We start from the raw sequence: 25,205 nt of genomic DNA, 5'->3' as shown, positions 1-25,205 counted from the left end.
GGGCGGCAGGACCTTAACGTCCTTCCGCCCGCGCCCCGCTCACGCCTCGGTCAGCCGAGCCGCTTCATCAGCTCCGCCGCGACCTCGGCCAGCTCCACCGGGCCCTGCTCGCCGGACTCCATGTCCTTGAGCTGGACGACGCCCTCGGCGAGATCGCGCTCGCCCGCGACCAGGGTGTAGCGCGCGCCCGAGCGGTTGGCGCTCTTCATCGCGCCCTTCAGACCGCGGCCGCCGAACGCGAAGTCGGCGGCGATCCCCGCGCGGCGCAGCTCGGTGACGACGCCGAACAGCACCCGGCGGGCCTCCTCGCCGAGCGGGACCGCGTACACGCTGGTGGTGGAGGGCAGGTCGAGTTCGATGCCCTCGGTCTCCAGCGCGAGGACCGTGCGGTCCACGCCGAGCGCCCAGCCGACGGACGGCAGCTCGGGGCCGCCGATCATCTCGGACAGTCCGTCGTAGCGGCCGCCGCCGCCCACCGCGGACTGGGCGCCGAGACCGTCGTGGACGAACTCGAAGGTCGTACGGGTGTAGTAGTCGAGGCCGCGCACCAGCTTCTCGTCATCCTCGAAGGCCACCCCGGCGGTCGTGAGGAGCGACCGGACCTCCTCGTGGTACGCCTTGCACGCGTCGCAGAGGTGGTCGCGGAGCTTCGGGGCGTCCGTGAGCTGCTGCTGTACGTCGGCCCGCTTGTCGTCCAGGACGCGCAGCGGGTTGATCTCGATGCGGCGGCGGGTCTCCTCATCGAGGTCCAGGTCGCGCAGGAAGGTCTGGAGCGCCTCGCGGTAGACCGGGCGGCACTCCTTGTCGCCCAGCGAGTTCAGCAGGATGCGGAACCGGCGCAGGCCCAGCGAGCGGTACGCCTGGTCGGCGAGGATGATCAGCTCGGCGTCCAGGACCGGGTCCTCGGTGCCGATGGCCTCGGCGCCGACCTGCGAGAAGTGGCGGTAGCGGCCCGCCTGCGGGCGCTCGTAGCGGTAGTACGAGCCGGAGTACCAGAGCTTGACGGGGAGGTTGCCCGCCTTGTGGAGATTGGCCTCCAGGGCGGCGCGGAGCACGGACGCGGTGCCCTCGGGCCGCAGGGCCAGCTGGTCGCCGCCCTTGGTGGTGAGGGTGTACATCTCCTTGGTGACGATGTCGGTGGACTCACCGACACCGCGGGCGAAGAGCTCGACGTTCTCGAAGCCGGGCGTCTCGATGTAGCCGTAGCCCGAGTCGCGCAGCGGGGCCGCGATGGCCTCGCGCACGGCGAGGAACGTCGCGGAACGGGGCGGGGTCAGGTCGTACGTGCCCTTGGGGGCCTGAAAGGTGCTCACGATTGCGTCTCTCGTCTACATTCCTCGGCGCGGCGCCGCGTCCAGACCGTTCAGGAACGGGTTGGAGGCGCGCTCGCGGCCGATGGTCGTCTGGGGGCCGTGGCCGGACAGCACCACGGTCGAGTCGTCGAGCGGCAGGCACACACGGGCCAGCGACTCGAGCAGCTCGGCGTGGTCGCCGCCGGGCAGGTCGGTGCGTCCGACGGAGCCGGCGAAGAGCAGGTCGCCCGAGAAGAAGACCGGCGGAACGTCCGCGGCCTCGGGCATCCCGAACGTCACCGACCCCTTGGTATGGCCGGGCGCGTGCGAGACGGCGAACTCCAGACCGGCCAGGGTCAGCTTCGAGGCGTCGGTCAGCTCCTTGACGTCGTCCGGCTCCCCCACGGTCAGCTCGCCCATGAGCGGCATCCCGATCGAGCGGCCGAGCGCCTTCTCCGGGTCGCTCATCATGTAGCGGTCCTCGGGATGGATCCAGGCGGGGACGTCATGGGCGCCGCAGACGGGGACGACCGAGGCGACATGGTCGATGTGGCCGTGGGTGAGGACGACGGCGACGGGCTTGAGCCGATGCTTCTTCAGCGTCTCCTCGACGCCCTGGGCGGCCTGGTGGCCCGGGTCGATGATCACGCACTCCTCACCGGCGGCGGGGGCGACCAGATAGCAATTGGTCCCCCAGGCCCCGGCGGGGAACCCGGCAATGAGCACGATCGTCCTTAATGTTCGTCCGGAGGATGCGGCAACGGCGAAGGATGCGGCGGATCAGAGCCTACCGGCGCTCCTCACGACACAGGTAACCCATATACGGTACGGGCAACTCAGGCCCTCATCTCACGACGTAACAAGGAGCCCAACCGGTGTCCAGCAGCGAACAGCGGCGGCGGCAGCTCGCCCGGGAAAAGTTCGAGCGCCAGCAGAAGCGCCGGGAGGAGGCGCGCAGCAGGACGAGGCGCGTCACCGCGATCGTCGCGGCCTCGGTGGCCGTGGTCGCCGTCGTGGGTGTGAGCGCGTTCGTCGTGGCGGGCAAGGACGACGACAAGGACAAGAAGAGCGACGCGGCGTCGAGCCAGAGTCCCGCTCCGGAGCCTTCGGAGAGCGAGAGCAAGGCTCCCACGCCGCCGATGAAGATCGACAAAAAGGCGAAGTACACGATGTCGCTCAAGACGAGCCAGGGCGACATAGCGTTCTCGATGGACGCGGCGAAGACTCCGCAGACGGTGAACTCCTTCAAGGCGCTCGCCGACAAGAAGTACTTCGACGACACCAAGTGCCACCGGCTGACCACCCAGGGCATCTTCGTGCTCCAGTGCGGCGACCCGAAGGGCGACGGCACGGGCGGTCCCGGCTACAACATCCCGGACGAGAACCTGGACGCGCTCGGCAAGGCGGGCGCCGACGGCACGGTCGTCTACCCGCCGGGCACGGTGGCGATGGCCAATACCGGCCAGCCGAACTCCGGTGGCAGCCAGTACTTCCTGGTCTACGAGGAGACGAAGCTCCCGCCCACCTACACCCCGTTCGGCACGATGGACGACGCCTCGCTGAAGGCCGTCCAGAAGGTCGGCGAGGCCGGTGTCGAGGGCGGTGCGGGCGACGGCGCCCCGAAGAAGGCCGTGACGGTCGAGAAGGCTTCGGTCGAGAAGGGCTGAACCGTCGGGACGGGACCGACGGGTACGGCGACCGGCCGGGCAGAGCGCCGCCGCTGGCCGGAGCGGAGAATTTCAGCCGTGCTGAGTGCGGACAGCCGGGTGGCCGGTCGCCTAGATTGGCGTTGTGCAGGGCGGGCGATGCCCGCCCCAGGAAACTGTGGACGATGCCCGGGGGGCGAACCCCCTCGCAGGCATCAGGTGGAGGAGGCGCTGTGAGCAGCGACCCGTGGGGCCGCGTCGATGAGACGGGCACCGTGTACGTGCGTACTGCCGAGGGCGAGCAGGTCGTCGGATCGTGGCAGGCCGGTTCGCCCGAGGAGGCTCTGGCCTATTTCGAGCGCAAGTACGACGGCATTGTGGTCGAGATCGGCCTCCTCGAACGGCGGGTGAAGACCACCGATCTGTCGGCGAAGGACGCGACGACGGCCATCGACCACCTGCGGCAGCAGGTCGACGAGCACCACGCGGTGGGCGACCTCGACGCGCTGCGCAAGCGGCTGGACGCGCTCGTCGCGACGGTCGAGGCGCGGCGCGAGGAGCGCAAGGTCCTCAAGGCGAAGCAGACCGACGAGGCCAAGCAGGCCAAGGCGGCCCTGGTCACCGAGGCGGAGGAGCTGGCGCAGAGCGAGCAGTGGCGCTCGGCCGGTGAGCGGCTGCGGGCCCTGGTGGACACCTGGAAGGCTCTCCCCCGTCTCGACCGCAAGTCGGACGATGAGCTGTGGCACCGCTTCTCGCACGCCCGCTCGGCGTTCTCCAAGCGGCGCAAGGCCCACTTCGCCGCCCTGGACGCCCAGCGCGAGGACGCCCGTAAGGCCAAGGAGAAGCTGGTCACCGAGGCCGAGGCGCTGTCCGGCTCCACGGACTGGGTGACCACGGCCGCGCGCTACCGCGACCTGATGACCGAGTGGAAGGCGGCGGGCCGCGCCCAGCGCGAGTCCGAGGACGACCTGTGGAACCGTTTCCGCGGCGCCCAGGACGTCTTCTTCGCCGCCCGCAGCGAGGTCTTCGCGGAGCGGGACGCCGAGCAGGGCGAGAACCTCAAGCTGAAGGAGGAGCTCGCCGCGGAGGCCGAGAAGCTGGTGCCGGTGAAGGACCTCAAGGCGGCCCGGGCCGCGTTCCGGTCCATCAACGAGCGCTGGGAGGCCATCGGCCACGTACCGCGTGACGCCCGCCCGAAGGTCGAGGGCCGGATGCAGGCGGTGGAGCGGACGCTCCAGGAGTCCGAGGAGTCGGAGTGGCGCCGGACGAACCCGGAGGCGCGGGCCCGCGCCGCGGGTCTGACGGGTCAGCTCCAGGCTGCCGTGGACAAGCTGCGCGGCCAGATCGACACCGCGCGCGCCCAGGGCAACAACGCCCGTGCGGACAAGCTGGCCAAGGAGCTGGAGGGCCGCCAGGCGCTGCTGGACCAGGCGCTCAAGGGCCTGGAGGAGTTCGGCGGCTGAGACGGCTGTCAGAAGGCCCCGGTACGCGTCGCGCGTACCGGGGCCTTTCCGTTGCCGGTGCTCAGGGCGGGACAGCCCTCAGGGCCTGCGGGCCGAGGTGACCCGGTAGACGTCGTAGACGCCCTCCACCCCGCGCACGGCCTTCAGGACGTGGCCCAGGTGTTTGGGGTCGCCCATCTCGAAGGTGAAGCGCGAGGTGGCCACCCGGTCGCGGGAGGTCTGGACGGCCGCCGACAGGATGTTGACGTGCTGGTCGGAGAGGATCCGCGTGACGTCGGAGAGCAGCCGGGAGCGGTCCAGCGCCTCGACCTGGATGGCGACCAGGAAGACGGAGGACTGGGTGGGGGCCCACTCGACCTCCAGGATCCGTTCGGGCTGCTGCGAGAGCGACTCCACGTTGACGCAGTCGGCGCGGTGCACGGAGACGCCGCTGCCCCGGGTGACGAAGCCGATGATCGGGTCGCCGGGGACGGGCGTGCAGCAGCGGGCCAGCTTGACCCAGACGTCCTCGACGCCCTTGACGACGACGCCGGGATCCGCGTTGGCGCGGCGCTTGCCGCGACCGCCGTGCGAGGGCGGAGTGGACTCCGCGAGGTCCTCGTTGGCCTCGTCGTGGCCGCCGAGTGCCTGCACCAGCTTCTGCACGACGCCCGCCGCCGCGACATGGCCCTCGCCGATCGCCGCGTACAGCGAGGAGATGTCCGGGTAGCGCATCTCGTGGGCGAGGGTGACCAGGGAGTCGCCGGTCAGGATGCGCTGGATCGGCAGGTTCTGCTTGCGCATGGCGCGCGCGATGGAGTCCTTGCCCTGCTCGATGGCCTCGTCGCGGCGCTCCTTGGAGAACCAGGCGCGGATCTTGTTGCGGGCGCGCGGCGACTTGACGAAGCCGAGCCAGTCCCGGGAGGGTCCGGCGCCGGCCGCCTTGGAGGTGAAGACCTCGACCAGGTCGCCGTTGTCGAGCGTCGATTCGAGCGGGACGAGCCGCCCGTTGACCCGTGCTCCTATGGTCCGGTGGCCGACCTCGGTGTGGACGGCGTACGCGAAGTCGACGGGGGTCGCGCCTGCGGGCAGCGCTATCACGTCGCCCTTCGGCGTGAAGACGAACACCTCGTTGCGCGAGAGGTCGAAGCGCAGGGACTCCAGGAACTCGCTGGGGTCCTCGGTCTCCTTCTGCCAGTCCAGGAGCTGACGCAGCCACGCCATGTCGTTGACGGTGTCCTGCCCGCGACCGGTGCTCCTGGGCACGTCGGTACGCACCTTGGAGACGCCGGCGGAGGGCTCCTGCTTGTACTTCCAGTGGGCGGCGATGCCGTACTCGGCGCGGCGGTGCATGTCGAAGGTGCGGATCTGGAGCTCGACGGGCTTGCCGCTGGGACCGATCACCGTGGTGTGCAGTGACTGGTACATGTTGAACTTGGGCATCGCGATGTAGTCCTTGAACCGCCCGGGCACCGGATTCCACCGGGCGTGGACGGTGCCGAGCGCCGCGTAGCAGTCGCGGACCGTGTCGACGAGGACTCTGATGCCCACCAGGTCGTAGATCTCGGCGAAGTCGCGGCCTCGCACGATCATCTTCTGGTAGACGCTGTAGTAATGCTTGGGGCGGCCGGTGACGGTGGCCTTGATGCGGGCGGCGCGCAGGTCGGCCTGGACCTCGTCGGTCACTATGGCGAGGTATTCGTCGCGCTTGGGGGCGCGCTCGGCGACGAGCCGGACGATCTCGTCGTACATCTTGGGGTAGAGGATCGCGAAGGCGAGGTCCTCCAGCTCCCACTTGATGGTGTTCATGCCCAGCCGGTGCGCCAGGGGGGCGTAGATCTCCAGCGTCTCGCGGGCCTTCTTCTCCTGCTTCTCCCGCTTGAGGTAGCGCATGGTGCGCATGTTGTGCAGACGGTCCGCGAGCTTGATGACCAGGACCCGGGGGTCCTTGGCCATGGCGACGACCATCTTGCGTACGGTCTCGGCCTGTGCGGCCTCGCCGAACTTGACCTTGTCGAGCTTGGTGACGCCGTCGACGAGCAGGGCGACCTGATCCCCGAAGTCGCGCCGCAGGGTGTCCAGGCCGTACTCGGTGTCCTCGACGGTGTCGTGCAGCAGGCCCGCCATCAGCGTCGCCGGGTCCATGCCCAGCTCGGCGAGGATCGTGGTGACGGCCAGCGGGTGGGTGATGTAGGGGTCGCCGCTCTTGCGCTTCTGGCCGCGGTGCCAGCGCTCGGCGACCTGGTAGGCCTTCTCGATCTGGCGGAGCGTGGCCGTCTCGATCTTGGGGTCGTTGCCCCGGACCGTACGCAGGAGGGGTTCCAGGACGGGGTTGTACGGGCTGGAGCGCTGTACGCCCAGTCGGGCGAGGCGGGCCCGCACCCGGTTGGAGGAGCCGCCGGTGCGGGAGGCGGACCCGGCGGTGGCCCCGGTCTTCGCCGGGGGGCCAGGAGCCGGGGGCTTGGGCGCCTCAGGGGCCGGTTTCCTCGCCGGTGGCTGCGCGGGCCCGGTCGTCCCGGCCGGAGTCGGCGGAGTCTCGGGGCCCGCGGGCTTCGCGGGAGGGGCGGCCGGACCGGTGGGCTTCGCGGCGGCCGGGGGGCGCGCGGCGTCGGCGGCGGGTTCGGCGGGCGCGGGCTCCGGCGCGTTCGAGGGCGCGGCCTTTTCCGGCGTGGCGGGGGCCGCCACGGGCTTGTCGGGCTGCGGGGCGGCGGCTGACTGGGCCTCGTCTGGCAAGAGCGCTCCTCGTGCGGATCCGGGGTACCCGGAGAGCCCATGGTATCGATCCCCCGGCGGGACCTCGCCCGGGGCGGTGGGAGCCTGCACAACGAGGGATGGGCACCCGGTGTTCCCGGGTGCCCATCCCTCTCGTGCTCGGTGTCCGTCGCGGGACGGGCGACCGGCGTTCAGACCGTGATCAGAGCCTCCAGCGGTATGCCTGCGAGGCCGCGTTCCAGACGGGCCCGGCCCGCGAGGAAGCCGAGCTCCATGAGGACCGCGACGCCCACGACCTGGGCTCCGGCCCGCCGGATGAGTTCCAGCGAGGCCTCGGCGGTGCCGCCGGTGGCGAGGACGTCGTCGATGATCATGACCCGGTCCTCCGCGTCGAGGTCCTCCGCGTGGATCTCGATCTCCGCGCTGCCGTACTCCAGCTCGTAGGACTGGCTCAGCGTGGCACCGGGGAGCTTCCCGGCCTTGCGGACCGGGACGAACCCCATGCCGGCCCGCACCGCGACGGGCGCGGCCAGGATGAAGCCGCGCGCCTCCAGGCCGACGATCTTCGTGGCGCCGTGCCGTACGCACAGCTCCGCGAGGGCGTCGGTGAGCGCCGTGAAGGCCACCGGGTCCGCGAGCAGCGGGGTGATGTCCTTGAACATCACCCCCGGCTTCGGGTAGTCCGCGACATCGCGGATCCGGCTGAGCAGTAGCTCCCTGGTGGATTCGGTGGTGCTCGTCATCGCTCAGCGCTCCCGGGGGTGTGGCCGTGCGACCGGGGGCGGCCGATCGCCGTGCCCGCGGTCTGGGCGTCGTCGTACTGGTCCTCGGGGCCGTCGTCGTCGGGGGACTCGCCCTTGGCGGCCGCGGCGGCCCGCTTGGCGAGGATCCGCTTCTTCAGCGCCTTCATCTGCGGCTCGCGTTCCTTGAGGTCGGCGACGAGCGGCGTGGCGATGAAGATCGAGGAGTAGGCACCGGCGGCGAGACCGACGAACAGCGACAACGAGATGTCGTTCAGCATGCCCGCGCCGAGGACGCCGCCGCCGATGAAGAGCAGGCCGGCCACCGGCAGGAGCGCCACCACGGTGGTGTTGATGGAGCGGACGAGCGTGCTGTTGATCGACCGGTTGGCGATCTCGCTGTACGTGAAGCGGGTCTGCTTGGTGATGTCCTTCTGGCCCTCCTTGAGGCTGTCGAAGACCACCACCGTGTCGTACAGGGAGTAACCGAGAATGGTCAGCAGACCGATCACCGTGCCCGGTGTGACCTCGAAGCCGACCAGGGCGTAGACGCCGACCGTGATGGTGATGTCGTGGATCAGCGCGATGAGGGCGGCGACGGCCATCCGCCACTCGAAGGCGATGGCCAGATAGATCACCACCAGGATCATGAAGACCCCGAGACCGGTCCACGCCTTGTTCGCGATCTGCTCGCCCCAGCTGGGGCCGACCAGGTCCGCGTTGATGTCGTTGGCGGGGATGCCGAGCTCGTCGGAGAGCGTCTCCTTGATCTCGTTGGCCTTGGCGGTGTCGACCTCGGTGATCTGGATGCGCAGACCGCCGTTGCCGAGTTCCTGCACGATCGCCAGGTGGCCGGAGGCCTCGGTCGCCACGTCCGTGGCCTGGGCGGTGGAGATCTGGGCCTTGGTGTCGGTCGTGAAGACCGCGCCGCCCTTGAACTCGATGCCCATGCGGAGGCCGCCGACCGCCACGCCGATGATGGCCGTGATGGTGATCAGGATCGAGATGCCGTACCAGATCTTGCGGTTGCGGATGAAGTCGTAGCCGACCTCGCCGCGGTAGAGCCGGGCGCCGAGATTGCCGAGTCGCGACATCTCACGCCTCCTTCGGTTCGGTGGGGGCGTTGACACGGCGCGAGCGGCGCAACGGCGGCTGGGCGCCGAGCCGCTTCGGGTCCAGCCCGGACCACGGTCCGCCCTTGGAGAAGAACTTCGTCCGGCCCATGAGCGTCATCAGGGGCTTGGTGAAGAGGAACACCACGACGACGTCGAGCAGGGTGGTGAGGCCGAGCGTGAAGGCGAAGCCCTGCACCTTGCCGACGGTGACGATGAAGAGCACGATCGCGGACAGGAACGATACGAAGTCGGAGACCAGGATGGTGCGTCGGGCGCGTGGCCAGGCGCGCTCGATGGCCGGGCGCAGCGTGCGTCCCTCGCGGATCTCGTCTCTCACGCGTTCGAAGTACACGATGAACGAGTCCGCTGTGATACCGATCGCGACGATGGCACCGCAGACCGCCGGGAGGTTCAGCGCGAAGCCGATGGCCGGGCCCAGGAGGGCCATGATCGTGTACGTCAGGATGCCCGAGACCAAGAGGCTCAGCAGCGCGATGAACGCCAGCCCCCGGTAGTAGGCGACCAGATAGATCACGACCAGCGCGAGACCGATCGCACCGGCGATCAGACCCGCCTTGAGCTGTTCGTCGCCGAGGGCGGCGGTCACCGTGGTGACGCTCACCTCCTCGAAGGTCAGCGGAAGCGCACCGTACGACAGGATGTTGCCGAGGTCCTCGGCGGACTGCTGGTCGAAGCTGCCGGAGATCTGGGCGTTCTTGCTGAGCGCCGTGCGCACCGAGGGCGCGGAGACGACCTCGCCGTCGAGGACGATCGCGAACTGGTTCATCGGCGGCTGCTGCTGCGAGAGCCGGCCGGTGATCGTCTGGAACTTCTTGGCGCCGGCGGAGGTGAACTCCATCGACACGATCCACTCGCCGGTCTGCTGCTCGATGGCGCCCTTGGCGTCGTCGACGTCGCTGCCGGAGACCTCGGCCGGGCCGAGGACGTACTTCTCGTAGCTGCCCGGGACGTTGGAGCCGCAGGCGACGATCGAGTCGGTGGGCTTGGCGTTCTTGCCGGCCTCCGTGCGCTGCTTGGGATCGGTGCAGTCGAGCTTGGCGAACTCCTCCTGGAGCTTGGCCGTCGCCGGGTCCGCAGGGGGCGTCGCCCCGGGGGAGTCGGACGGCTTCGGCTTGTCGGAGGCGCCGGGGGTCGGGTCGTCCTTCGTCAGGGCGCCGGTGACCGCGCGGCCCTGGGTGGTGGCGCTCGCCGAGGGGGTGGCCTCCGAATCAGTGGCCTCCTCGCCCTTGGGCTTGTCCGCGTCTTCGGCGGACTCGCCGGGCTTCGGGGTGGCGCTGCCCGAGGGAGTCCCGGAGCCGGAGGGTGTGGGCTGCTCGGGGCCGCTCGCCTGAACTGTCAGAACAGGCCGGAAGTAGAGCTGGGCGGTGGTGCCGACCTGCTCCTGGGCCTGCTTGGAGTTCGTCCCCTTGGGGATGTTGACGATGATGTTCTCGCGGCCCTGGGTCTGAACCTCGGCCTCGGAGACGCCCAGACCGTTGACCCGCCGCTCGATGATCCCGACCGCGGTGTTCATGTTGGTCGGGTTGATCGCGTTCGGCTTGCCGGGCTGGTTCTGTGCCTCCAGCGTGATCGACGTGCCGCCGGCCAGGTCGATGCCCAGTCGTGGCGTGGTGTGCCCGGACAGGAACATCCCGCCGGTGAGCGCGACCATGGCGATGAGGATCAGAGCCAGGGCACGCCCCGGCCTGCCCTGACCGCCGGACGGCCCTCGGCCCTTCTTGGGTGCTGCCACCTTCTCGTTTCTCCCTGTCCAACCGCCCCGCGCCGGGTACGCGCCCGAGCGGCCACGAAGTGTAGTGGGGACCCTGCCCCCGCAGACGACCGCACGGTCCCGGGGACGCCGCGCGCCGGTGGGCGCGCGACGTCCCCGGGATCGTGAGAACTACTTGGAGTCGGCGTCGCCGTCGGTCTTGCTCTCGTCCTTGGCGTCCTTCGCGTCCTTGACTTCCTTGACCGAGGCGTCCTCGGGCTCGACGTCGTCGGCCGCGTCGTCCTTGGTCAGGTCGATCCTGGCGACCTCGGCGGAGTCGGACTCGCCGGTCAGCGAGGAGGCGTCGTCGGGAACGACCGTGCCGTCCGCGTCCAGCTCCGGGTCGTCACCGTGCACGATGCGGTTGTACTCCGCGTCGTCCAGGACGGCGCCGATGGAGTTCTTCGCGTAGATGGCGTGCACGCCGGGAGCGACCTCGAGGATAACGGTGTCGTCGTGGACTTCCTTGACGGTGGCGTACATGCCCCCGATCGTCCGGACGCCGGTGCCGGGCTGCATGTCGTTGCGCATCTGCGCGGCCGCCGCCTGCTTCTTCTTGGCGGAACGGGTCATCAGGAACATGGCCCCGATGAGCACGATGAAGGGGAGGAGAGTCAAGATATCCACGGGACGGGAATTCCTTCGCACGACCGCGCTGGAATGCGGCCTGTATATACGGGGGTGGGTACACCGACCGGTAAGGGCGGCATCGGCGGAGTCTAAGCGAGTCCGCATCGTTGGAACAACGCCCAGCATGGCACCGGGGTTCCTGCGCACGCGAACCTGTGACCCATCACGCCCCGAACAGACCCTGTTGTCCCTTTGCTCCGTGCTGCGGCGGGACCAGTCCCAGATGCGCCCAGGCCGCCGGGGTGGCGACGCGGCCGCGCGGGGTCCTGGCCAGCAGTCCTTCCCGTACGAGGAAGGGCTCGGCGACCTCCTCGACGGTCTCCCGCTCCTCCCCCACCGCGACCGCCAGTGTGGACAGCCCCACCGGGCCGCCGCCGAAGAGCTTCAGCAGGGCGCCGAGGACGGCGCGGTCCAGCCGATCGAGTCCGCGGGCGTCAACCTCGTACACCTTGAGGGCGGCCATCGAGATCTCCCGGTCGATCGTGCCCTCCGCCTTGACCTGGGCGTAGTCGCGGACGCGGCGCAGCAGGCGGTTGGCGATACGGGGGGTGCCGCGGGAGCGTCCGGCGATCTCGGCGGCGCCCTTCACGTCGATGGCGACGTCGAGGAGGCGGGCGGAGCGGTGGATGACGCGCTCCAGTTCGGCGGGGGCGTAGAACTCCATGTGCCCGGTGAAGCCGAAGCGGTCGCGCAGCGGGGGCGGCAGCAGCCCGGCCCGGGTGGTGGCCCCGACCAGGGTGAAGGGGGGCAGTTCGAGTGGGATGGCGGTGGCGCCGGGGCCCTTGCCGACGATGACGTCGACCCGGAAGTCCTCCATCGCCATGTAGAGCATCTCCTCGGCGGGCCGGGACATGCGGTGGATCTCGTCGAGGAAGAGGACCTCGCCCTCCTGGAGGGAGGAGAGGATCGCCGCGAGGTCGCCGGCGTGCTGGATGGCGGGGCCCGAGGTGATCCTGATCGGGGCGTTCATCTCCGCCGCGATGATCATCGAAAGAGTGGTCTTGCCGAGGCCCGGGGCACCGGAGAGCAGTACGTGGTCGGCGGTGGCGCCGCGGGCGAGGGCGGCCTTGAGGACCAGGTCGAGCTGTTCGCGGACCTTCTCCTGGCCGACGAACTCCTCCAGGTCCTTGGGGCGCAGCGCCGCCTCGACCGCGGTGTCCTCGCCGTCGAGATGGCCGGCGTCGACCAGCCGGTCGTCGAGGACCGGGCCGGTCGGCTCGTCGGTCTCGGGTCCGGGCTCGTCCCAGTTCATCAAGGGCCTCTTCGGTGGTTCGGTGCCGGTCAGCGTGCGCGGTTGAGAGTCTGCAGGGCGGCCCGCAGCAGCTGCGGCACGGGGGGTGCCGTGCCCTCGGCGACGGCGGCCTCCGCCTGCGGGGCGACGGCGCTGACGGCCTCGTCGGCCTCGCGGCTCGCGTAGCCGAGGCCGATGAGGGCGGCCTGGAGCTGGTCGCGCCAGCCGGAGGTGTGGGGGGTGCCGATGCCCTGCTGGCCGATGTGCGCGCCGACCGGTTCGCCGAGCCGGTCCTTGAGCTCCAGGAGCAGCTTCTGCGCGCCCTTCTTGCCGATGCCGGAGACGGCGGTCAGCGCCTTCTCGTCGCCGGTGGAGACCGCGAGGCGCAGGGCGTCGGGGCTGTGGGTGGCGAGCATGGCCTGGGCGAGGCGGGGGCCGACGCCGCTGGCGGTCTGGAGGAGCTCGAACACCTGCCGCTCGTCGTCGTCCGCGAAGCCGTACAGCGTGAGCGAGTCCTCGCGGACGACCAGCGAGGTGGCGAGCTTGGCCTCCTTGCCGACGCGCAGGTCGGCGAGGGTGTGCGGGGTGCACTGGACCGCCATGCCGATGCCGCCGACCTCGATGACGGCGGTGGTCGGGGCCAGGGCGGCCACCGGGCCGGAGACGAAAGCGATCATGCGGTGCGGCCTTTCAGCGTGCGGGACGTGCCGGGGGCCCCGGGCAGCCCGGGCGGGCGGGAAACCCCGGCTGTACGGGAGGCGCCGAGGGCGCCGGCCGCCCCGGGTGTGCGGGACGCGCCGGACGTGCGGTGGGCGGCGACGGCCTGCTGGAGCCGGTTCTGCGCGGGGGCGCGCCAGATGTGGCAGATGGCCAGGGCCAGGGCGTCGGCGGCGTCGGCGGGCTTGGGCGGTGCGTCCAGCCTCAGCAGGCGGGTCACCATGGCGCCGACCTGGTCCTTTTCGGCGCGGCCGGATCCGGTGACCGCGGCCTTGACCTCGCTGGGGGTGTGCAGGGCGACGGGGATGCCGCGGCGGGCGGCACAGAGCATGGCGACCGCGCTGGCCTGCGCGGTGCCCATCACCGTGCGGACGTTGTGCTGGGCGAAGACGCGCTCGACGGCGACGAAGCCCGGGGAGTGTTCGTCGAGCCACTGTTCGATGCCGCGTTCGACGGCGACGAGCCGGTCGCCGAGCTCGGCGTCGGAGGAAGTGCGCACGACGCCGACGCCGATCATGGTCAGGGGTCTTCCCGCGACTCCTTCGACCACGCCGACGCCGCACCGGGTCAGCCCCGGGTCAATGCCCAGAACCCGCATGGAGCCCCCCTGTCCTCAGCCCGTCGCCGACGCGCACCGCGCCCGCTCGATCATCTGTTCCCGCAGGCTATCGGCTCGCACTGACAATCCGTCGCAACCACAGGACGACGGGCCGACGGGGAGTGCCCCGTCGGCCCGTCGTGTGGGACCTGTCGGCCGCGCCGTCAGGCGTCGACCTTCTCCATGACCTCGTCGGACACGTCGAAGTTGGCGAAGACGTTCTGCACGTCGTCGCTGTCCTCCAACGCGTCGATGAGCTTGAAGATCTTGCGGGCGCCCTCCTCCTCCAGCTCGACCTGCATGGTCGGGAGGAAGTTGGCCTCGGCGGAGTCGTAGTCGATGCCCTCCTCCTGGAGCGCGGTGCGCACCGCGACCATGTCGGTGGCCTCGCTGACCACCTCGAAGGTCTCGCCGAGGTCGTTGACCTCCTCGGCGCCCGCGTCCAGGACCGCGCCGAGGACGTCGTCCTCGGTCAGCTCGCCCTTGGGCACGATCACGACGCCCTTGCGGTTGAACAGGTACGAGACGGAGCCCGGGTCGGCCATGGAGCCGCCGTTCCGGGTCATCGCGACACGTACGTCGGACGCGGCACGGTTGCGGTTGTCGGTGAGGCACTCGATGAGCACCGCGACACCGTTGGGGCCGTAGCCTTCGTACATGATCGTCTCGTAGTCGGCGCCGCCCGCTTCGAGACCGCCACCGCGCTTGACCGCGGAGTCGATGTTCTTGTTCGGGACGGAGCTCTTCTTCGCCTTCTGGATGGCGTCGACGAGCGTGGGGTTGCCGTCGGGGTCCACGCCGCCGGAGCGCGCCGCGACCTCGATGTTCTTGATCAGCTTCGCGAAGAGCTTGCCGCGCTTGGCGTCAATCACGGCCTTCTTGTGCTTCGTCGTAGCCCATTTAGAGTGGCCGGACATCTGCCTTCTCCTTCGCGTCACCAAAATCGAGTCGAACCCGAGAGATCCTACCGGGGTCCGCTCAGTTCACCGCGCGCACCATGTCCACGAACAGAGCGTGTACGCGATGGTCGCCGGTCAGTTCGGGATGGAACGAGGTGGCGAGGGCGTTCTCCTGCCGGACGGCCACGATATGCCCGCCGTGTTCGGCGAGGACCTCGGTCCCGGCCCCGACGGACTCGACCCACGGCGCGCGGATGAACACACCGTCGACCGGGCCGCCTTCGACGCCGCCGACCTCGACCTCGGCCTCGAACGACTCGTTCTGCCGGCCGAAGGCGTTGCGCCGCACGATCATGTCGATGCCGCCGATGGTCTCCTGGCCCGAGCGGGGGTCGAGGATCTTCTCGGCCAGCAGGATCATTCCGGCGCAGGTGCCGTAGACCGGCATGCCGGCCCCGACCCGCTCGCGCAGCGGCTCCATCATGCCGAAGAGGACGGCCAGTTTGGACATGGTGGTGGACTCGCCGCCGGGTATGACCAGGCCGTCGACCTCGGCGAGCTCCTCGGGGCGCCGGACCGGCCTGGCCAGGGCGTCCGCCGAGGCCAGGGCGATCAGATGCTCCCGTACGTCGCCCTGGAGAGCCAGCACGCCGATCAGGGGGGTGTCGCTCATCAGTGGTTACCAGCCGCGGTTGGCGTAGCGCTCGGACTCGGGCAGGGTGTCGCAGTTGATGCCGACCATGGCCTCGCCGAGGTTGCGGGAGGCATCCGCGATGACCTTCGGGTCGTCGTAGAAGGTGGTGGCCTTCACGATGGCGGCGGCGCGCTTGGCCGGGTCGCCGGACTTGAAGATGCCGGAGCCGACGAAGACGCCCTCGGCGCCGAGCTGGCGCATCAGCGCGGCGTCGGCCGGGGTGGCGACGCCACCGGCGGAGAACAGCACGACGGGCAGCTTGCCGAGCTCCGCGACCTCCTTGACCAGCTCGTAGGGGGCGCGGAGGTCCTTGGCGGCGGCGTACAGCTCGTTGTTGTCGAAGCCGCGCAGCCGGGCTATCTCGTTCTTGATCTGGCGCAGGTGGCGTACGGCCTCGACGACGTTGCCGGTGCCGGCCTCGCCCTTCGAGCGGATCATGGCCGCGCCCTCGGCGATGCGGCGCAGGGCCTCGCCCAGGTTGGTGGCGCCGCAGACGAAGGGGGTGGTGAAGGCGAACTTGTCGCTGTGGTTGACCTCGTCGGCCGGGGTGAGGACCTCGGACTCGTCGATGTAGTCAACGCCGAGGGACTGGAGCACCTGGGCCTCGACGAAGTGGCCGATGCGGGACTTGGCCATGACGGGGATGGAGACGGCCCCGATGATCTCCTCGATCATGTTGGGGTCGGACATCCGGGCCACGCCGCCGTCCTTGCGGATGTCGGCCGGGACCCGCTCCAGGGCCATGACGGCGACGGCGCCCGCGTCCTCGGCGATCTTCGCCTGTTCGGCGTCGACGACGTCCATGATCACGCCGCCCTTGAGCTGCTCGGCCATGCCGCGCTTGACGCGGGCGGTGCCGGTGGCGGGGTACTCGGCGGACTGCGGGGTGCTGGGAAGCGTGGACACGGGACCTCACTCGGTGAAAAGACGCTGGACACTGCAACGCCGAGCAAACGCCCCGGGACCAGTCCACAGCAAGGGCCAATGGACAGGCCGTGGATCGTTTTGGCCCTGGATCGAACCCGGATCGATCCCCGGACCGGCCCTGGATCGAACGCGGAATCGATCCCCGGATCGGCCCTGGATCGATCCCGGCTCAGCGGCTGTCAGGTGCCGGGCCGGTCCGCGAGGGCCACCGGTGGGGCGTCGTCCATCTCGAAGGCGAGCGGGAACGGGGCGTGCCCGGCCAGCCGGAAGAGCCGGACGGTACGGTGCCGGCGCAGCGCGCGGGCGGCGCGCACGGAGTCGTTGTGGAAGCGCCGGGCCATGGGGACGCGGCGTACGGCGGCGGCCAGTTCGGTGGCCGCCTCCTCGCCGCCGGGGATCTCCTTCACCGCGTCGACCTGCGCCGGTTCGCCGAACACGGCGCGCAGGGCGGTGCTCAGTTCGCTCTCGGCGACCTCGCGGTGGTCCTCCTGCGCCTGGCGGGCGGCGTGCGCGGCCTCGTACAGGACGATCGAGGCAGCCGGGTCCAGGACGCCGGAGGTGGCCAGCTCCTGGGTGACCGAGGCGCGGCGCAGCAGTTGGGCGTCGAGGGCGGCGCGGGCGGCGTCGATCCGGGAGTGCAGCCGGTCGAGTCGGCCGGCGGTCCAGCTGAGGTACACGCCGACCGCGATGAGGGCGACGACGATCCAGACGATGAGGGTTACGGTCACGGGCCCACACGCTACCGTCGCCGGGGGCCCCCGCTTCAACGGGAGCCCCCGGGGCTCAGTCCCGGGCCAGCCCGAACCGGGCCCGCAGCCCGGAGCGTTCGTCCGCCGCGACCGAGGCGGCCCCGTCGGTCACCGTCTCGTACACCGCGAGGATGTCGGCCCCCACCGTCGCCCAGTCGAAGCGCCGTACGTGGGCCTCGCCGCGCTCGCGCAGTCCGGCCCGGCGCTCGGGGTCGCCCAGCAGCCGGATCGCGGCGGCGGCCAGCGCGTCGGCGTCCTCGTTGGCGAACAGGTCGCCCGCCGCGCCCTGGTCCAGCACCTGTGCGAAGGCGTCCAGGTCGCTCGCCAGCACCGGCGCACCGGCCGACAGCGCCTCGACCAGGATGATGCCGAAGCTCTCGCCGCCGGTGTTGGGGGCCACGTACACATCGACGCTGCGCAGCAGCCGGGCCTTGTCCTCGTCGCTGACCATGCCGAGGAACTCGACGCGCCCGCGCAGTTCCTTCGGCAGGGTCTGGACCGCCTCCTCCTCGTCGCCGCGCCCGGCGACCAGCAGCCGGGCCTCGGGGTGGGCGGCGAGGATCGCGGGCAGCGCCTTCATCAGGACGGGCAGGCCCTTGCGGGGTTCGTCGATGCGGCCGATGAAGCCGAGGGTCCCGCCCTGCCATGCGGTCTTCGGCTCGGCCCTGGCGAAGAAGCCGACGTCGACGCCGTTGGGGATGACGACGGCGTCCCCGCCGAGGTGCTCGACCAGGGTGCGCCGGGCGTACTCGCTGACGGCGATCCGGGCGCTGATCTTCTCCAGCGCGGGCTGGAGGATCGGGTACGCGGCGATCATCGCCCGGGAGCGCGGGTTGGACGTGTGGAAGGTGGCCACGATCGGCCCCTGCGCCGCCCAGCAGGCCAGCAGGCCCAGCGACGGGGAGGTCGGCTCGTGGATGTGGATGACGTCGAACGTGCCGTCGTGGAGCCAGCGCCGCACCCGGGCCGCCGACAGGAAGCCGAAGTTCAGCCGGGCGACGGAGCCGTTGTACGGGACGGGGACGGCCCGGCCCGCCGAGACGACGTAGGGCGGCAGCGGCGTCTCGTCGTCGGCGGGGGCCAGGACGGAGACCTCGTGGCCGAGCCGGATCAGGTGTTCGGCGAGGTCCCGGATGTGGAACTGCACGCCGCCCGGTACGTCCCAGGAGTACGGGCAGACGATGCCGATCTTCACGTGGGTTCCCCCCGGGGGTCCAGGTCGTCCAGCCAGAGCCGCTGGAGCATGTGCCAGTCCTCCGGGTGTTCGGCGATGCCGCTCGCGAAGGCGTCGGCCATCGCCTGGGTCATGGCCGCGGTCCTCTCGGCGCGGGTGCCTTCTGCCGGCGCCTCGACCGCCGGGTGGATGCGCCCCTTCATCACGGGTGTGCCGTCGTACCAGAGTGTTACCGGCATCAGCAGCGCGCCGGTCTGCTGGGCGAGCAGCGCCGGGCCCGCGGGCATCCGGGCGGTGGCGCCGAAGAACGACACCTCGACGCCGGAGGCGGACAGGTCCCGGTCCGCGACCAGGCAGATCAGACCGCCCGCGCGCAGCCGCCGGGCCAGGGTTCCGAACGCGGCCCCGCCGCTGTGCGGCAGGACCTCCATCCCCAGGCCCTCGCGGTAGGCGACGAACCGGTCGTAGAGCGTCGCGGGCTCCAGGCGTTCGGCGACGGTGGTGAAGGGGACCTTGAGGTCGGTGGTGACCCAGGCTCCCGCGAGGTCCCAGTTGGCCAGGTGCGGCAGGGCGACGATCACGCCCTTCCCGGCGTCCAGGCCCTCGGTCAGGTGGTGGACGTCGGCGATGTCGATGCTGTCCTTGATGCGCTGGGGGCTCCAGGTGGGCAGCCGGAAGGACTCCATCCAGTAGCGCATGTAGGAACGCATCCCGGCCCGCGACAGCTCAGCTAGCCGTTCCGGACCCGCGTCGGGGACGACCCGGGCCAGGTTCGACTCCAGACGCAGCACGCTCTTGCCGCGCCGCTTCCACACCTGGTCGGCGATGGTGGAGAAGAGCCGGGCGGAGGCGGGCTCGGGCAGCTTCTTGACGGCGCCCCAGCCCAGTCCGTAGAGCCCGTCGGTGAGCCGCCCCTTCAGATCGGACGCGCCGGCGCTCACCGGTCGCCCTCGCTCCGCCGTCCGGCCTGACCGGCCTGACCGGCCTGACCAGCGGAACCGGCGGCGGGCGGGTCCACGGCGGCCGGTCCCGAGGCGGTCTCCGCGGCGTCCGCCTCGGCGGATTCGCGGCGTACGGTCACCACACGCTGGATCAGCGTCACGAGGCTGCCCGCGGCGACGATCCACAGTGCGATCGGCAGCAGGATATCGATACCGGGGACGCCGAAGGCGTGCAGTCCGGCGAGACCGGCGGCGACCAGCGAGATCACCAGGCGCTCGGCGCGCTCCACGAGGCCGTTGACCGCGACCGGCAGGCCGATCGACTCGCCGCGCGCCTTGGTGTACGAGACCACCTGGCCGCTGGCCAGGCAGAAGATCGCGACGGCGCACAGGATGGTGTCGTCACCGCCGCCCGCGTACCAGAGGGCGAATCCGGCGAAGATCGCCCCGTCGGCGACCCGGTCCAGCGTCGAGTCGAGGAACGCGCCCCACCGACTGGAGATCCCGGCCTGCCGCGCCATGTTGCCGTCGACGAGGTCGGAGAAGACGAAGATCGTGATGACGATCGTGCCCCAGAAGAACTCCCCCATGGGGAAAAAGACCAGCGCACCTGCCATCACTCCGGCCGTGCCGACGAGAGTGACCGCGTCGGGGCTGACCCCGAGGCGGAGCAGCAGAGCGGCGAACGGTGTGAGGACACGCGTGAAAAATGCACGCGCGTACTTGTTCAGCATGGCCTTCCCGAGGGTTCGGTTCGCCGGGCGGCCCCTTCGGCCACCGGCTGGCCCATCGTAGTCACCGCCGGTGCCTTCCACCGGACGGGCACCCGCCGCCGGGTGTCACACCGGCTTCGCGCGCGGGCCGGCGCGTACGCGACGCCGTGGCCCGTGCCGGTGCCCGGCTTCCGGGATGTGCCGGTGCGCGCCGTACGAACCCTGCCGCGCGCGACGTACGAACCGCGCCGTGCGCGGCGCGGGGGGCAGGACCCCTCCGTACGAACCCGAGGGGCAGAGCCCCTCCGTACGAACCGCGCCGTGCGCGACGTATGGACGGGGCCCCGTCGCGGTGCCAAGCTCGAAGGACCGCGGGCGTCGCCGAAGCCGCCGCGGGCGGCCTCCCCGTGCCCGTGACCACCGCTGCTCCGCGCGCGGTCGCCCTCCCCCGCACCGCGCCATCGACCGGGAGGCACGCACCATGGGCGACAAGGCACACGCACACCCCGGGGCCGCCGGAGGAGTACCGACGGCCGGCCATCCCTCCGCCGTACGGAACGTGGTGCTGGTCGGCCCCAGCGGATCGGGCAAGACCACGCTGGTCGAGGCGCTGGCCCTGACGGCGGGAGCCGTGAACCGGGCCGGGCGGGTCGAGGACGGGGCGACCGTCTCCGACTACGACGAGATCGAGCGGCGCCGACGGCGTTCCGTACAGCTCTCGCTGGTCCCGGTGGCCTGGGACGGCTGCAAGATCAATCTGCTGGACACCCCCGGATACGCGGACTTCGTCGGGGAGCTGCGGGCCGGTCTGCGCGCGGCGGACGCGGCCCTGTTCGTCGTCTCCGCGGCCCAGGACGCGGCGACCGTGGCCCCGACCACCCGGGCCGCCTGGGAGGAGTGCGCGCTGGCCGGCACACCCCGCGCGATCGTCGTCACGCACGTGGACACCGCCCGCACCTCCTTCGACGACATGACCCGGATCTGTGCCGGGGCCTTCGGGGGCGAGGACCCCGACGCCGTACTGCCGCTGTATCTGCCCGTGCTGGGGCCCGAGGGCGCCGACGGGCACGCCCCGCTGACCGGGCTCACCGGGCTGCTGAGCCGACGCGTCCTCGACTACTCCTCGGGGGAACGCGCCGAGCGGCCCCCGGCGCCCGGCCAGGAGGAGCCCCTGCGGGCGGCCCGGGACCGGCTGATCGAGGGGATCATCGCCGAGAGCGAGGACGAGTCCCTGATGGACCGCTACGTCGCGGGCGAGGACCTCGACGTCGCGACGCTGATCGCCGACCTCGAACGGGCCGTCGCCCGGGGCTCCTTCCACCCCGTCCTCACGGCGGCGCCCGCGGCCGAGGGCGCCCGGCAGGGCATCGGCACGGTGGAGCTGCTGGACCTGATCACCCGCGGCTTCCCGACCCCGCTGGAGCGCACCCCGCCCACCGTCACCTCCCCGTCGGGCGAGCCCCGGCCCGCCCCGGTCTGCGATCCCGGGGGCCCGCTGGTCGCCGAGGTCGTCAAGACGGCCTCCGACCCGTACGTGGGCCGGGTCTCGCTGGTCCGCGTCTTCTCCGGCACCCTGCGCCCCGACGACTCCGTACACCTCTACGGCCACGGGCTGGGCGCCACGGGACACGCGCCGCGCCCCTGTCACGAGGCGGAGATCCGTGTCGGGGCGCTCACCTCACCGTTCGGCCGCCGGCAGCATGCCCTGGACCGGTGTGTCGCGGGCGATCTGGCGTGCGTGGCCCGGCTCGGTGGGGCGGAGACCGGCGACACGCTCTCCCCGGCCGACGACCCCGTCCTGATCGAACCCTGGTCGACGCCCGACGCGCTGCTCCCGCTGGCCGTACGGGCGCACGGGAAGGCGGACGAGGACAAGCTGTCGCAGGGTCTGGCCCGGCTGGTCGCCGAGGACCCCACGCTGCGCCTCGAACAGAACCCGGACACCGGTCAGGTCGTCCTGTGGTGCCTGGGCGAGGCCCACCAGGAGGTGGCCCTGGAGCGGCTGCGCAGCCGTTACGGCGTCCAGGTCGACGCGGAACCGCACCGGGTGCCGCTGCGCGAGACGTTCGCCGGGCGGGCCGCCGGGCGCGGACGGCACGTCAAACAGTCGAGCGGGCACGGCCAGTTCGCGATCTGCGAGATCGAGGTGGAACCGCTGCCGCCGGGCTCGGGCATCGAGTTCGTCGATAAGGTCGTCGGCGGTTCGGTGCCGCGTCAGTTCGTAACCTCGGTGGAGAAGGGCGTGCGGGCCCAGGCCGCCCGGGGGCTGGCCGCCGGGCACCCCTTGGTCGACGTGCGCGTCACGTTGCTGGACGGCAAGGCGCACTCGGTGGACTCCTCGGACGCCGCCTTCCAGACCGCCGGGGCGCTCGCGCTGCGCGAGGCCGCGTCCGACGCCCGTATCCAGCTCCTGGAACCGGTGTGCGAGGTGAACGTCCTGATTCCCGACGACTACGTGGGCCCGGTGATGAGCGACCTCTCGGGGCGGCGAGGGCGTGTCGTGGGCACCGAGCAGAGTCCGGGCGGGCGCACCGTCGTACGGGCCGAGGTGCCGGAGATCGAGGTCGGCCGGTACGCGGTGGACCTGCGCTCCCTGTCGCACGGCACGGGCCGCTTCGACCGCGCGTACGCCCGCCACGAGGCGATGCCGCCCCAGGTGGCGGACCGGGTCCGGGCGGAGCGGTCGGACGGGGCCCCCGGCGCGTGACCGGCGCACTGTCGCACACGCCGTTCGACGCAGGCGGGTGACGGGTAGTGGTGTGATCAGGACGATACGCTGTGGTCGCAGCTCAGAAGGTATGCCGCGTACGGTAGTTGGGCACACCGCAGGAGCAGACGTGCGGCGAGTGGGGGCGACAGGTGGCCAACGACGGATTCGACTTCTCACCCGGGGCCCAGATCCCGATCCAGGGCTCGGGCGGCCAGACCGTGGCGACCAATGCCCTGGCCTCGGCGGCGTATCGGGACAGTCCGGTGGAGACGATCCTCGACGCCAACAGCGAGTGGCACAAATCGGTGGTGAAGCCGGGCTCCTCGAAACTCTTCAAGTCCGACTACTTCAAGCCGAATCTGGGCGAGGCGTTCGCCCGTGCCGTCCAGGAGCGGATGCTCGGCGGCGCCCGCAAGGCGCTCATCCAGTCCTTCGGCACGGACCCGCAGACCGTGGTGGAGCACTGCCTGTCGGCGAACAACCTGCGCAAGGCCCGTGACACGCGGCTCACCCTGGTGACCGTGGTGTTCGGCGTCCTGTTCCTGCCCGGCATGCTGGCCTGGGTGATCGCCTTCCGGGTCCGGGACGCGCTCAACAAGTCCAAGGACAACGCGTTCCGCGCGGTCGGCACGGTCCTCCTGGCCGCCTTCGGGATCGGCGCGCTGGTCCTGATGGTCAAGCTCCCCCTGGACGGGCTGCTCGCGCTCTACGTCCGGGGCGCGCTCATCGCCCCGGTGATCGGCTGGGTGATCGCCAAGCGGATCGCGGAGACCTCGGCCAAGGACATGCGGGCCCGCTGGGAAGGTCTGCTCTCCGGTGCCGGGGTGATCGCGAAGATCCCCGAGGCGGTGCCGAAGAACCCCAACGAGACCGCCCGCGAGGCCCTCCGTCAGGGCCTGGAGAAGCTGTCGGCCGAGCAGCAGTCGAACGCCGTCTTCTACGCCGGTCCCAAGGGCGTCCTCGGGATGGGCACCCGCTGGGGCAGCTGGCAGCTGGCCGAGGAGCTGCTCCCCAAGGACCCGACGAGGGAGATCCACCAGTTCCGCAGCTGGGACCTGATCCGGATCATCCACGACCAGCTGAAGATGCTGGAGCGCGGACCGCTGAACACCGGCGGCTTCCCGAAGCCGTCCGTGAAGCACTGGATCGTCTCGCCCATCGGGGAGAACGCCGACTCCGTCACCCGCCCGGAGGGCGAGGACGTCGCCACCTTCCAGGTGAAGCCCCACGAGATACAGCGGATCTGCAACCACCAGCAGTTCGGCAGCGGCGACCGGCACTACCTGGGCGTCCAGTTCACCCTGTGGGACGGCCAGCTGGTGATCACCATGATGATCACCGTCACCGTGCTCCACGAGACCCTGCGCATCGAGGTCACGGGCCACGCACTGGGGCCGGTGCACGGCCTGTTCCTCTCCAAGCCGGCGGCGAAGACGAAGACCGTCAACAAGACCGTCCGCTTCTGGGAGACCCGGGACGTCCAGCTGGCGCTGGTGGACGCCAAGGAGGTCGTCCGGCTGGCCCTGCGGGCCCCGCTCACCTGGTATCCGCCGCTGCTGGACTACCTGGGCGGGAAGATAGTGCTGCCCGAGCCGTTCGGGCTGCGGCACGCGTGGGCGGCCAAGCCGTGGAACCACCGCTTCATGGCGGACGACGCGATGCGCGCCGCCACCCCGGTGCTGCGGGCCGTCCACACGGCTGCGATGCGGGTCCTCGCGGAGAACGGCGTCGACACGGAGCGCTTCGACAACCGCTCGATGATACTGAGCGGCCTCGTCCAGGACCCGGCCCCGCGCAAGGCCGACGTCTACGACGCGTAGGAACGTGCACGTGAGAGGGGGAGGCCCGGTCGGCCCTCCCCCTTTCACGTACCGCGCTCAGCGGGCAGGCAGCTCGCCCTTCGGCCAGGCGTCGGCCAGCATCGCCCGGGTGTCGCCCAGCAGCTGGGGCAGCACCCTGGTGTGGCCGATGACCGGCATGAAGTTGGCGTCCCCGCCCCAGCGCGGCACCAGGTGCTGGTGCAGATGCGCGGCGATCCCGGCGCCGGCCACGGAGCCCTGGTTCATGCCGATGTTGAAGCCGTGCGCCCCGGAGGCCGCCCGCAGCGCGCCCATCGCCCGCTTGGTGAAGTCCGCCAGCTCCGCCGTCTCCGGGCCGTCCAGCTCGGTGTAGTCGGCCACATGACGGTAGGGGACGACCATGAGGTGACCACCGTTGTACGGGTACAGGTTCAGCACCGCGTAGACGTGCTCGCCGCGCGCCACGAGGAGCCCGTCCTCGTCGGATTTGGCGGGGATCGAACAGAACGGACAACCGTCCTCCGCGCCCGGGCCGCTCGGCTTGTTCTCGCCCTGGATGTACGCCATCCGGTGGGGAGTCCACAGGCGCTGGAATGCGTCGGGCGTCCCCACGCCGATCTGCTGCTCCGGCTCACTCGTCATGCCGATCAGCATATTGCGTCACTCCGGCGGAGCGTGTCGCCGGGGCCGCACCGCCCGGCCGCC

22 protein-coding genes are annotated in these 25,205 nt (G+C 71.0%); 4 read left to right on the top strand and 18 right to left on the bottom strand.

Going from position 1 to position 25,205, the window contains the following annotated elements:
• Window positions 1-50 precede the first annotated feature (50 nt).
• Window positions 51-1,313, bottom strand: coding sequence for a histidine--tRNA ligase (gene hisS, locus D581_RS0128275; protein ID WP_018960514.1), 1,263 nt, complete (start codon window positions 1,311-1,313; stop codon window positions 51-53).
• A gap of 15 nt (window positions 1,314-1,328) precedes the next feature.
• Window positions 1,329-2,018 (bottom strand): MBL fold metallo-hydrolase, encoded by a 690-nt coding sequence (locus D581_RS0128270; protein WP_018960513.1) that lies wholly within the window; start codon window positions 2,016-2,018, stop codon window positions 1,329-1,331.
• 149 nt (window positions 2,019-2,167) lie between these two features.
• Here D581_RS0128270 and D581_RS0128265 point away from each other — a divergent pair, with 149 nt between their 5' ends.
• Both D581_RS0128265 and D581_RS0128260 read left to right on the top strand, forming a co-directional pair.
• On the top strand, window positions 2,168-2,959 hold the full coding sequence (locus tag D581_RS0128265) for a peptidylprolyl isomerase (protein ID WP_018960512.1): 792 nt from the start codon (window positions 2,168-2,170) through the stop codon (window positions 2,957-2,959).
• A gap of 212 nt (window positions 2,960-3,171) precedes the next feature.
• Entirely contained in the window at window positions 3,172-4,401 is a 1,230-nt protein-coding gene (locus D581_RS0128260; RefSeq protein WP_018960511.1) for a DUF349 domain-containing protein, read from the top strand.
• A gap of 78 nt (window positions 4,402-4,479) precedes the next feature.
• Here the strand turns inward: D581_RS0128260 and D581_RS0128255 are convergent, their stop codons facing one another.
• From D581_RS0128255 to pgsA, 15 genes are all read right to left on the bottom strand, one after another.
• Window positions 4,480-7,113 carry a RelA/SpoT family protein gene (locus tag D581_RS0128255; protein ID WP_018960510.1) on the bottom strand — a complete coding sequence of 878 codons (2,634 nt, stop codon included), beginning with the start codon at window positions 7,111-7,113 and terminating at the stop codon, window positions 4,480-4,482.
• Window positions 7,114-7,283: 170 nt separating this feature from the next.
• Entirely contained in the window at window positions 7,284-7,835 is a 552-nt protein-coding gene (locus tag D581_RS0128250) for an adenine phosphoribosyltransferase (RefSeq protein ID WP_018960509.1), read from the bottom strand.
• A complete protein-coding gene (secF, locus tag D581_RS0128245; protein WP_018960508.1) occupies window positions 7,832-8,926 on the bottom strand; it encodes a protein translocase subunit SecF in 1,095 nt (364 codons plus the stop codon). The genes D581_RS0128250 and secF overlap by 4 nt, the downstream gene beginning before the upstream one ends.
• Window position 8,927: 1 nt before the next feature.
• Window positions 8,928-10,700, bottom strand: coding sequence for a protein translocase subunit SecD (gene secD, locus D581_RS0128240; protein ID WP_018960507.1), 1,773 nt, complete (start codon window positions 10,698-10,700; stop codon window positions 8,928-8,930).
• A 150-nt stretch (window positions 10,701-10,850) separates the two neighbouring features.
• A complete protein-coding gene (yajC, locus tag D581_RS0128235; protein ID WP_018960506.1) occupies window positions 10,851-11,345 on the bottom strand; it encodes a preprotein translocase subunit YajC in 495 nt (164 codons plus the stop codon).
• A gap of 166 nt (window positions 11,346-11,511) precedes the next feature.
• Window positions 11,512-12,600, bottom strand: a complete 1,089-nt coding sequence (gene ruvB, locus D581_RS0128230) for a Holliday junction branch migration DNA helicase RuvB (RefSeq protein WP_018960505.1) — start codon at window positions 12,598-12,600, stop codon at window positions 11,512-11,514.
• A gap of 29 nt (window positions 12,601-12,629) precedes the next feature.
• A complete protein-coding gene (ruvA, locus tag D581_RS0128225; protein WP_018960504.1) occupies window positions 12,630-13,256 on the bottom strand; it encodes a Holliday junction branch migration protein RuvA in 627 nt (208 codons plus the stop codon).
• The gene (gene ruvC / locus D581_RS0128220; RefSeq protein WP_026290986.1) at window positions 13,253-13,894 is read right to left on the bottom strand and encodes a crossover junction endodeoxyribonuclease RuvC; all 642 of its coding nucleotides are present in this window, start codon (window positions 13,892-13,894) and stop codon (window positions 13,253-13,255) included. The genes ruvA and ruvC overlap by 4 nt, the downstream gene beginning before the upstream one ends.
• 164 nt (window positions 13,895-14,058) lie before the next feature.
• Window positions 14,059-14,811 carry a YebC/PmpR family DNA-binding transcriptional regulator gene (locus D581_RS0128215; RefSeq protein ID WP_026290985.1) on the bottom strand — a complete coding sequence of 251 codons (753 nt, stop codon included), beginning with the start codon at window positions 14,809-14,811 and terminating at the stop codon, window positions 14,059-14,061.
• A 61-nt stretch (window positions 14,812-14,872) separates the two neighbouring features.
• Window positions 14,873-15,466, bottom strand: a complete 594-nt coding sequence (gene pdxT, locus D581_RS0128210; RefSeq protein ID WP_018960501.1) for a pyridoxal 5'-phosphate synthase glutaminase subunit PdxT — start codon at window positions 15,464-15,466, stop codon at window positions 14,873-14,875.
• A 6-nt stretch (window positions 15,467-15,472) separates the two neighbouring features.
• Complete coding sequence (gene pdxS, locus D581_RS0128205; RefSeq protein ID WP_018960500.1) at window positions 15,473-16,393, bottom strand: pyridoxal 5'-phosphate synthase lyase subunit PdxS; 921 nt, start codon at window positions 16,391-16,393, stop codon at window positions 15,473-15,475.
• Between the two features lie 200 nt (window positions 16,394-16,593).
• Window positions 16,594-17,142 carry a hypothetical protein gene (locus D581_RS0128200; protein WP_018960499.1) on the bottom strand — a complete coding sequence of 183 codons (549 nt, stop codon included), beginning with the start codon at window positions 17,140-17,142 and terminating at the stop codon, window positions 16,594-16,596.
• Window positions 17,143-17,197: 55 nt separating this feature from the next.
• Window positions 17,198-18,358, bottom strand: a complete 1,161-nt coding sequence (locus D581_RS0128195; protein WP_018960498.1) for a glycosyltransferase family 4 protein — start codon at window positions 18,356-18,358, stop codon at window positions 17,198-17,200.
• A complete protein-coding gene (locus D581_RS0128190; protein ID WP_018960497.1) occupies window positions 18,355-19,278 on the bottom strand; it encodes a phosphatidylinositol mannoside acyltransferase in 924 nt (307 codons plus the stop codon). Before D581_RS0128190 ends, D581_RS0128195 begins: the two co-directional genes overlap by 4 nt.
• Window positions 19,275-20,012: a phosphatidylinositol phosphate synthase gene (gene pgsA / locus D581_RS0128185; RefSeq protein ID WP_018960496.1), complete on the bottom strand. Its 738-nt coding sequence runs from the start codon at window positions 20,010-20,012 to the stop codon at window positions 19,275-19,277. Before pgsA ends, D581_RS0128190 begins: the two co-directional genes overlap by 4 nt.
• A 460-nt stretch (window positions 20,013-20,472) precedes the next feature.
• On the opposite strand from pgsA, the gene D581_RS0128180 reads away from it, so the two are divergent.
• Window positions 20,473-22,698 carry an elongation factor G-like protein EF-G2 gene (locus tag D581_RS0128180; RefSeq protein WP_018960495.1) on the top strand — a complete coding sequence of 742 codons (2,226 nt, stop codon included), beginning with the start codon at window positions 20,473-20,475 and terminating at the stop codon, window positions 22,696-22,698.
• A 152-nt stretch (window positions 22,699-22,850) separates the two neighbouring features.
• Window positions 22,851-24,521: a hypothetical protein gene (locus D581_RS0128175; protein WP_018960494.1), complete on the top strand. Its 1,671-nt coding sequence runs from the start codon at window positions 22,851-22,853 to the stop codon at window positions 24,519-24,521.
• Between the two features lie 57 nt (window positions 24,522-24,578).
• Here the strand turns inward: D581_RS0128175 and D581_RS0128170 are convergent, their stop codons facing one another.
• The gene (locus D581_RS0128170) at window positions 24,579-25,154 is read right to left on the bottom strand and encodes an HIT family protein (RefSeq protein WP_018960493.1); all 576 of its coding nucleotides are present in this window, start codon (window positions 25,152-25,154) and stop codon (window positions 24,579-24,581) included.
• Window positions 25,155-25,205 lie beyond the last annotated feature (51 nt).

The sequence above is a fragment of the Streptomyces sp. CNB091 genome (genome assembly GCF_000377965.1).
Note: the sequence above shows the minus strand (reverse complement) of the source record. Positions and strands in the feature narration are given on the sequence as shown.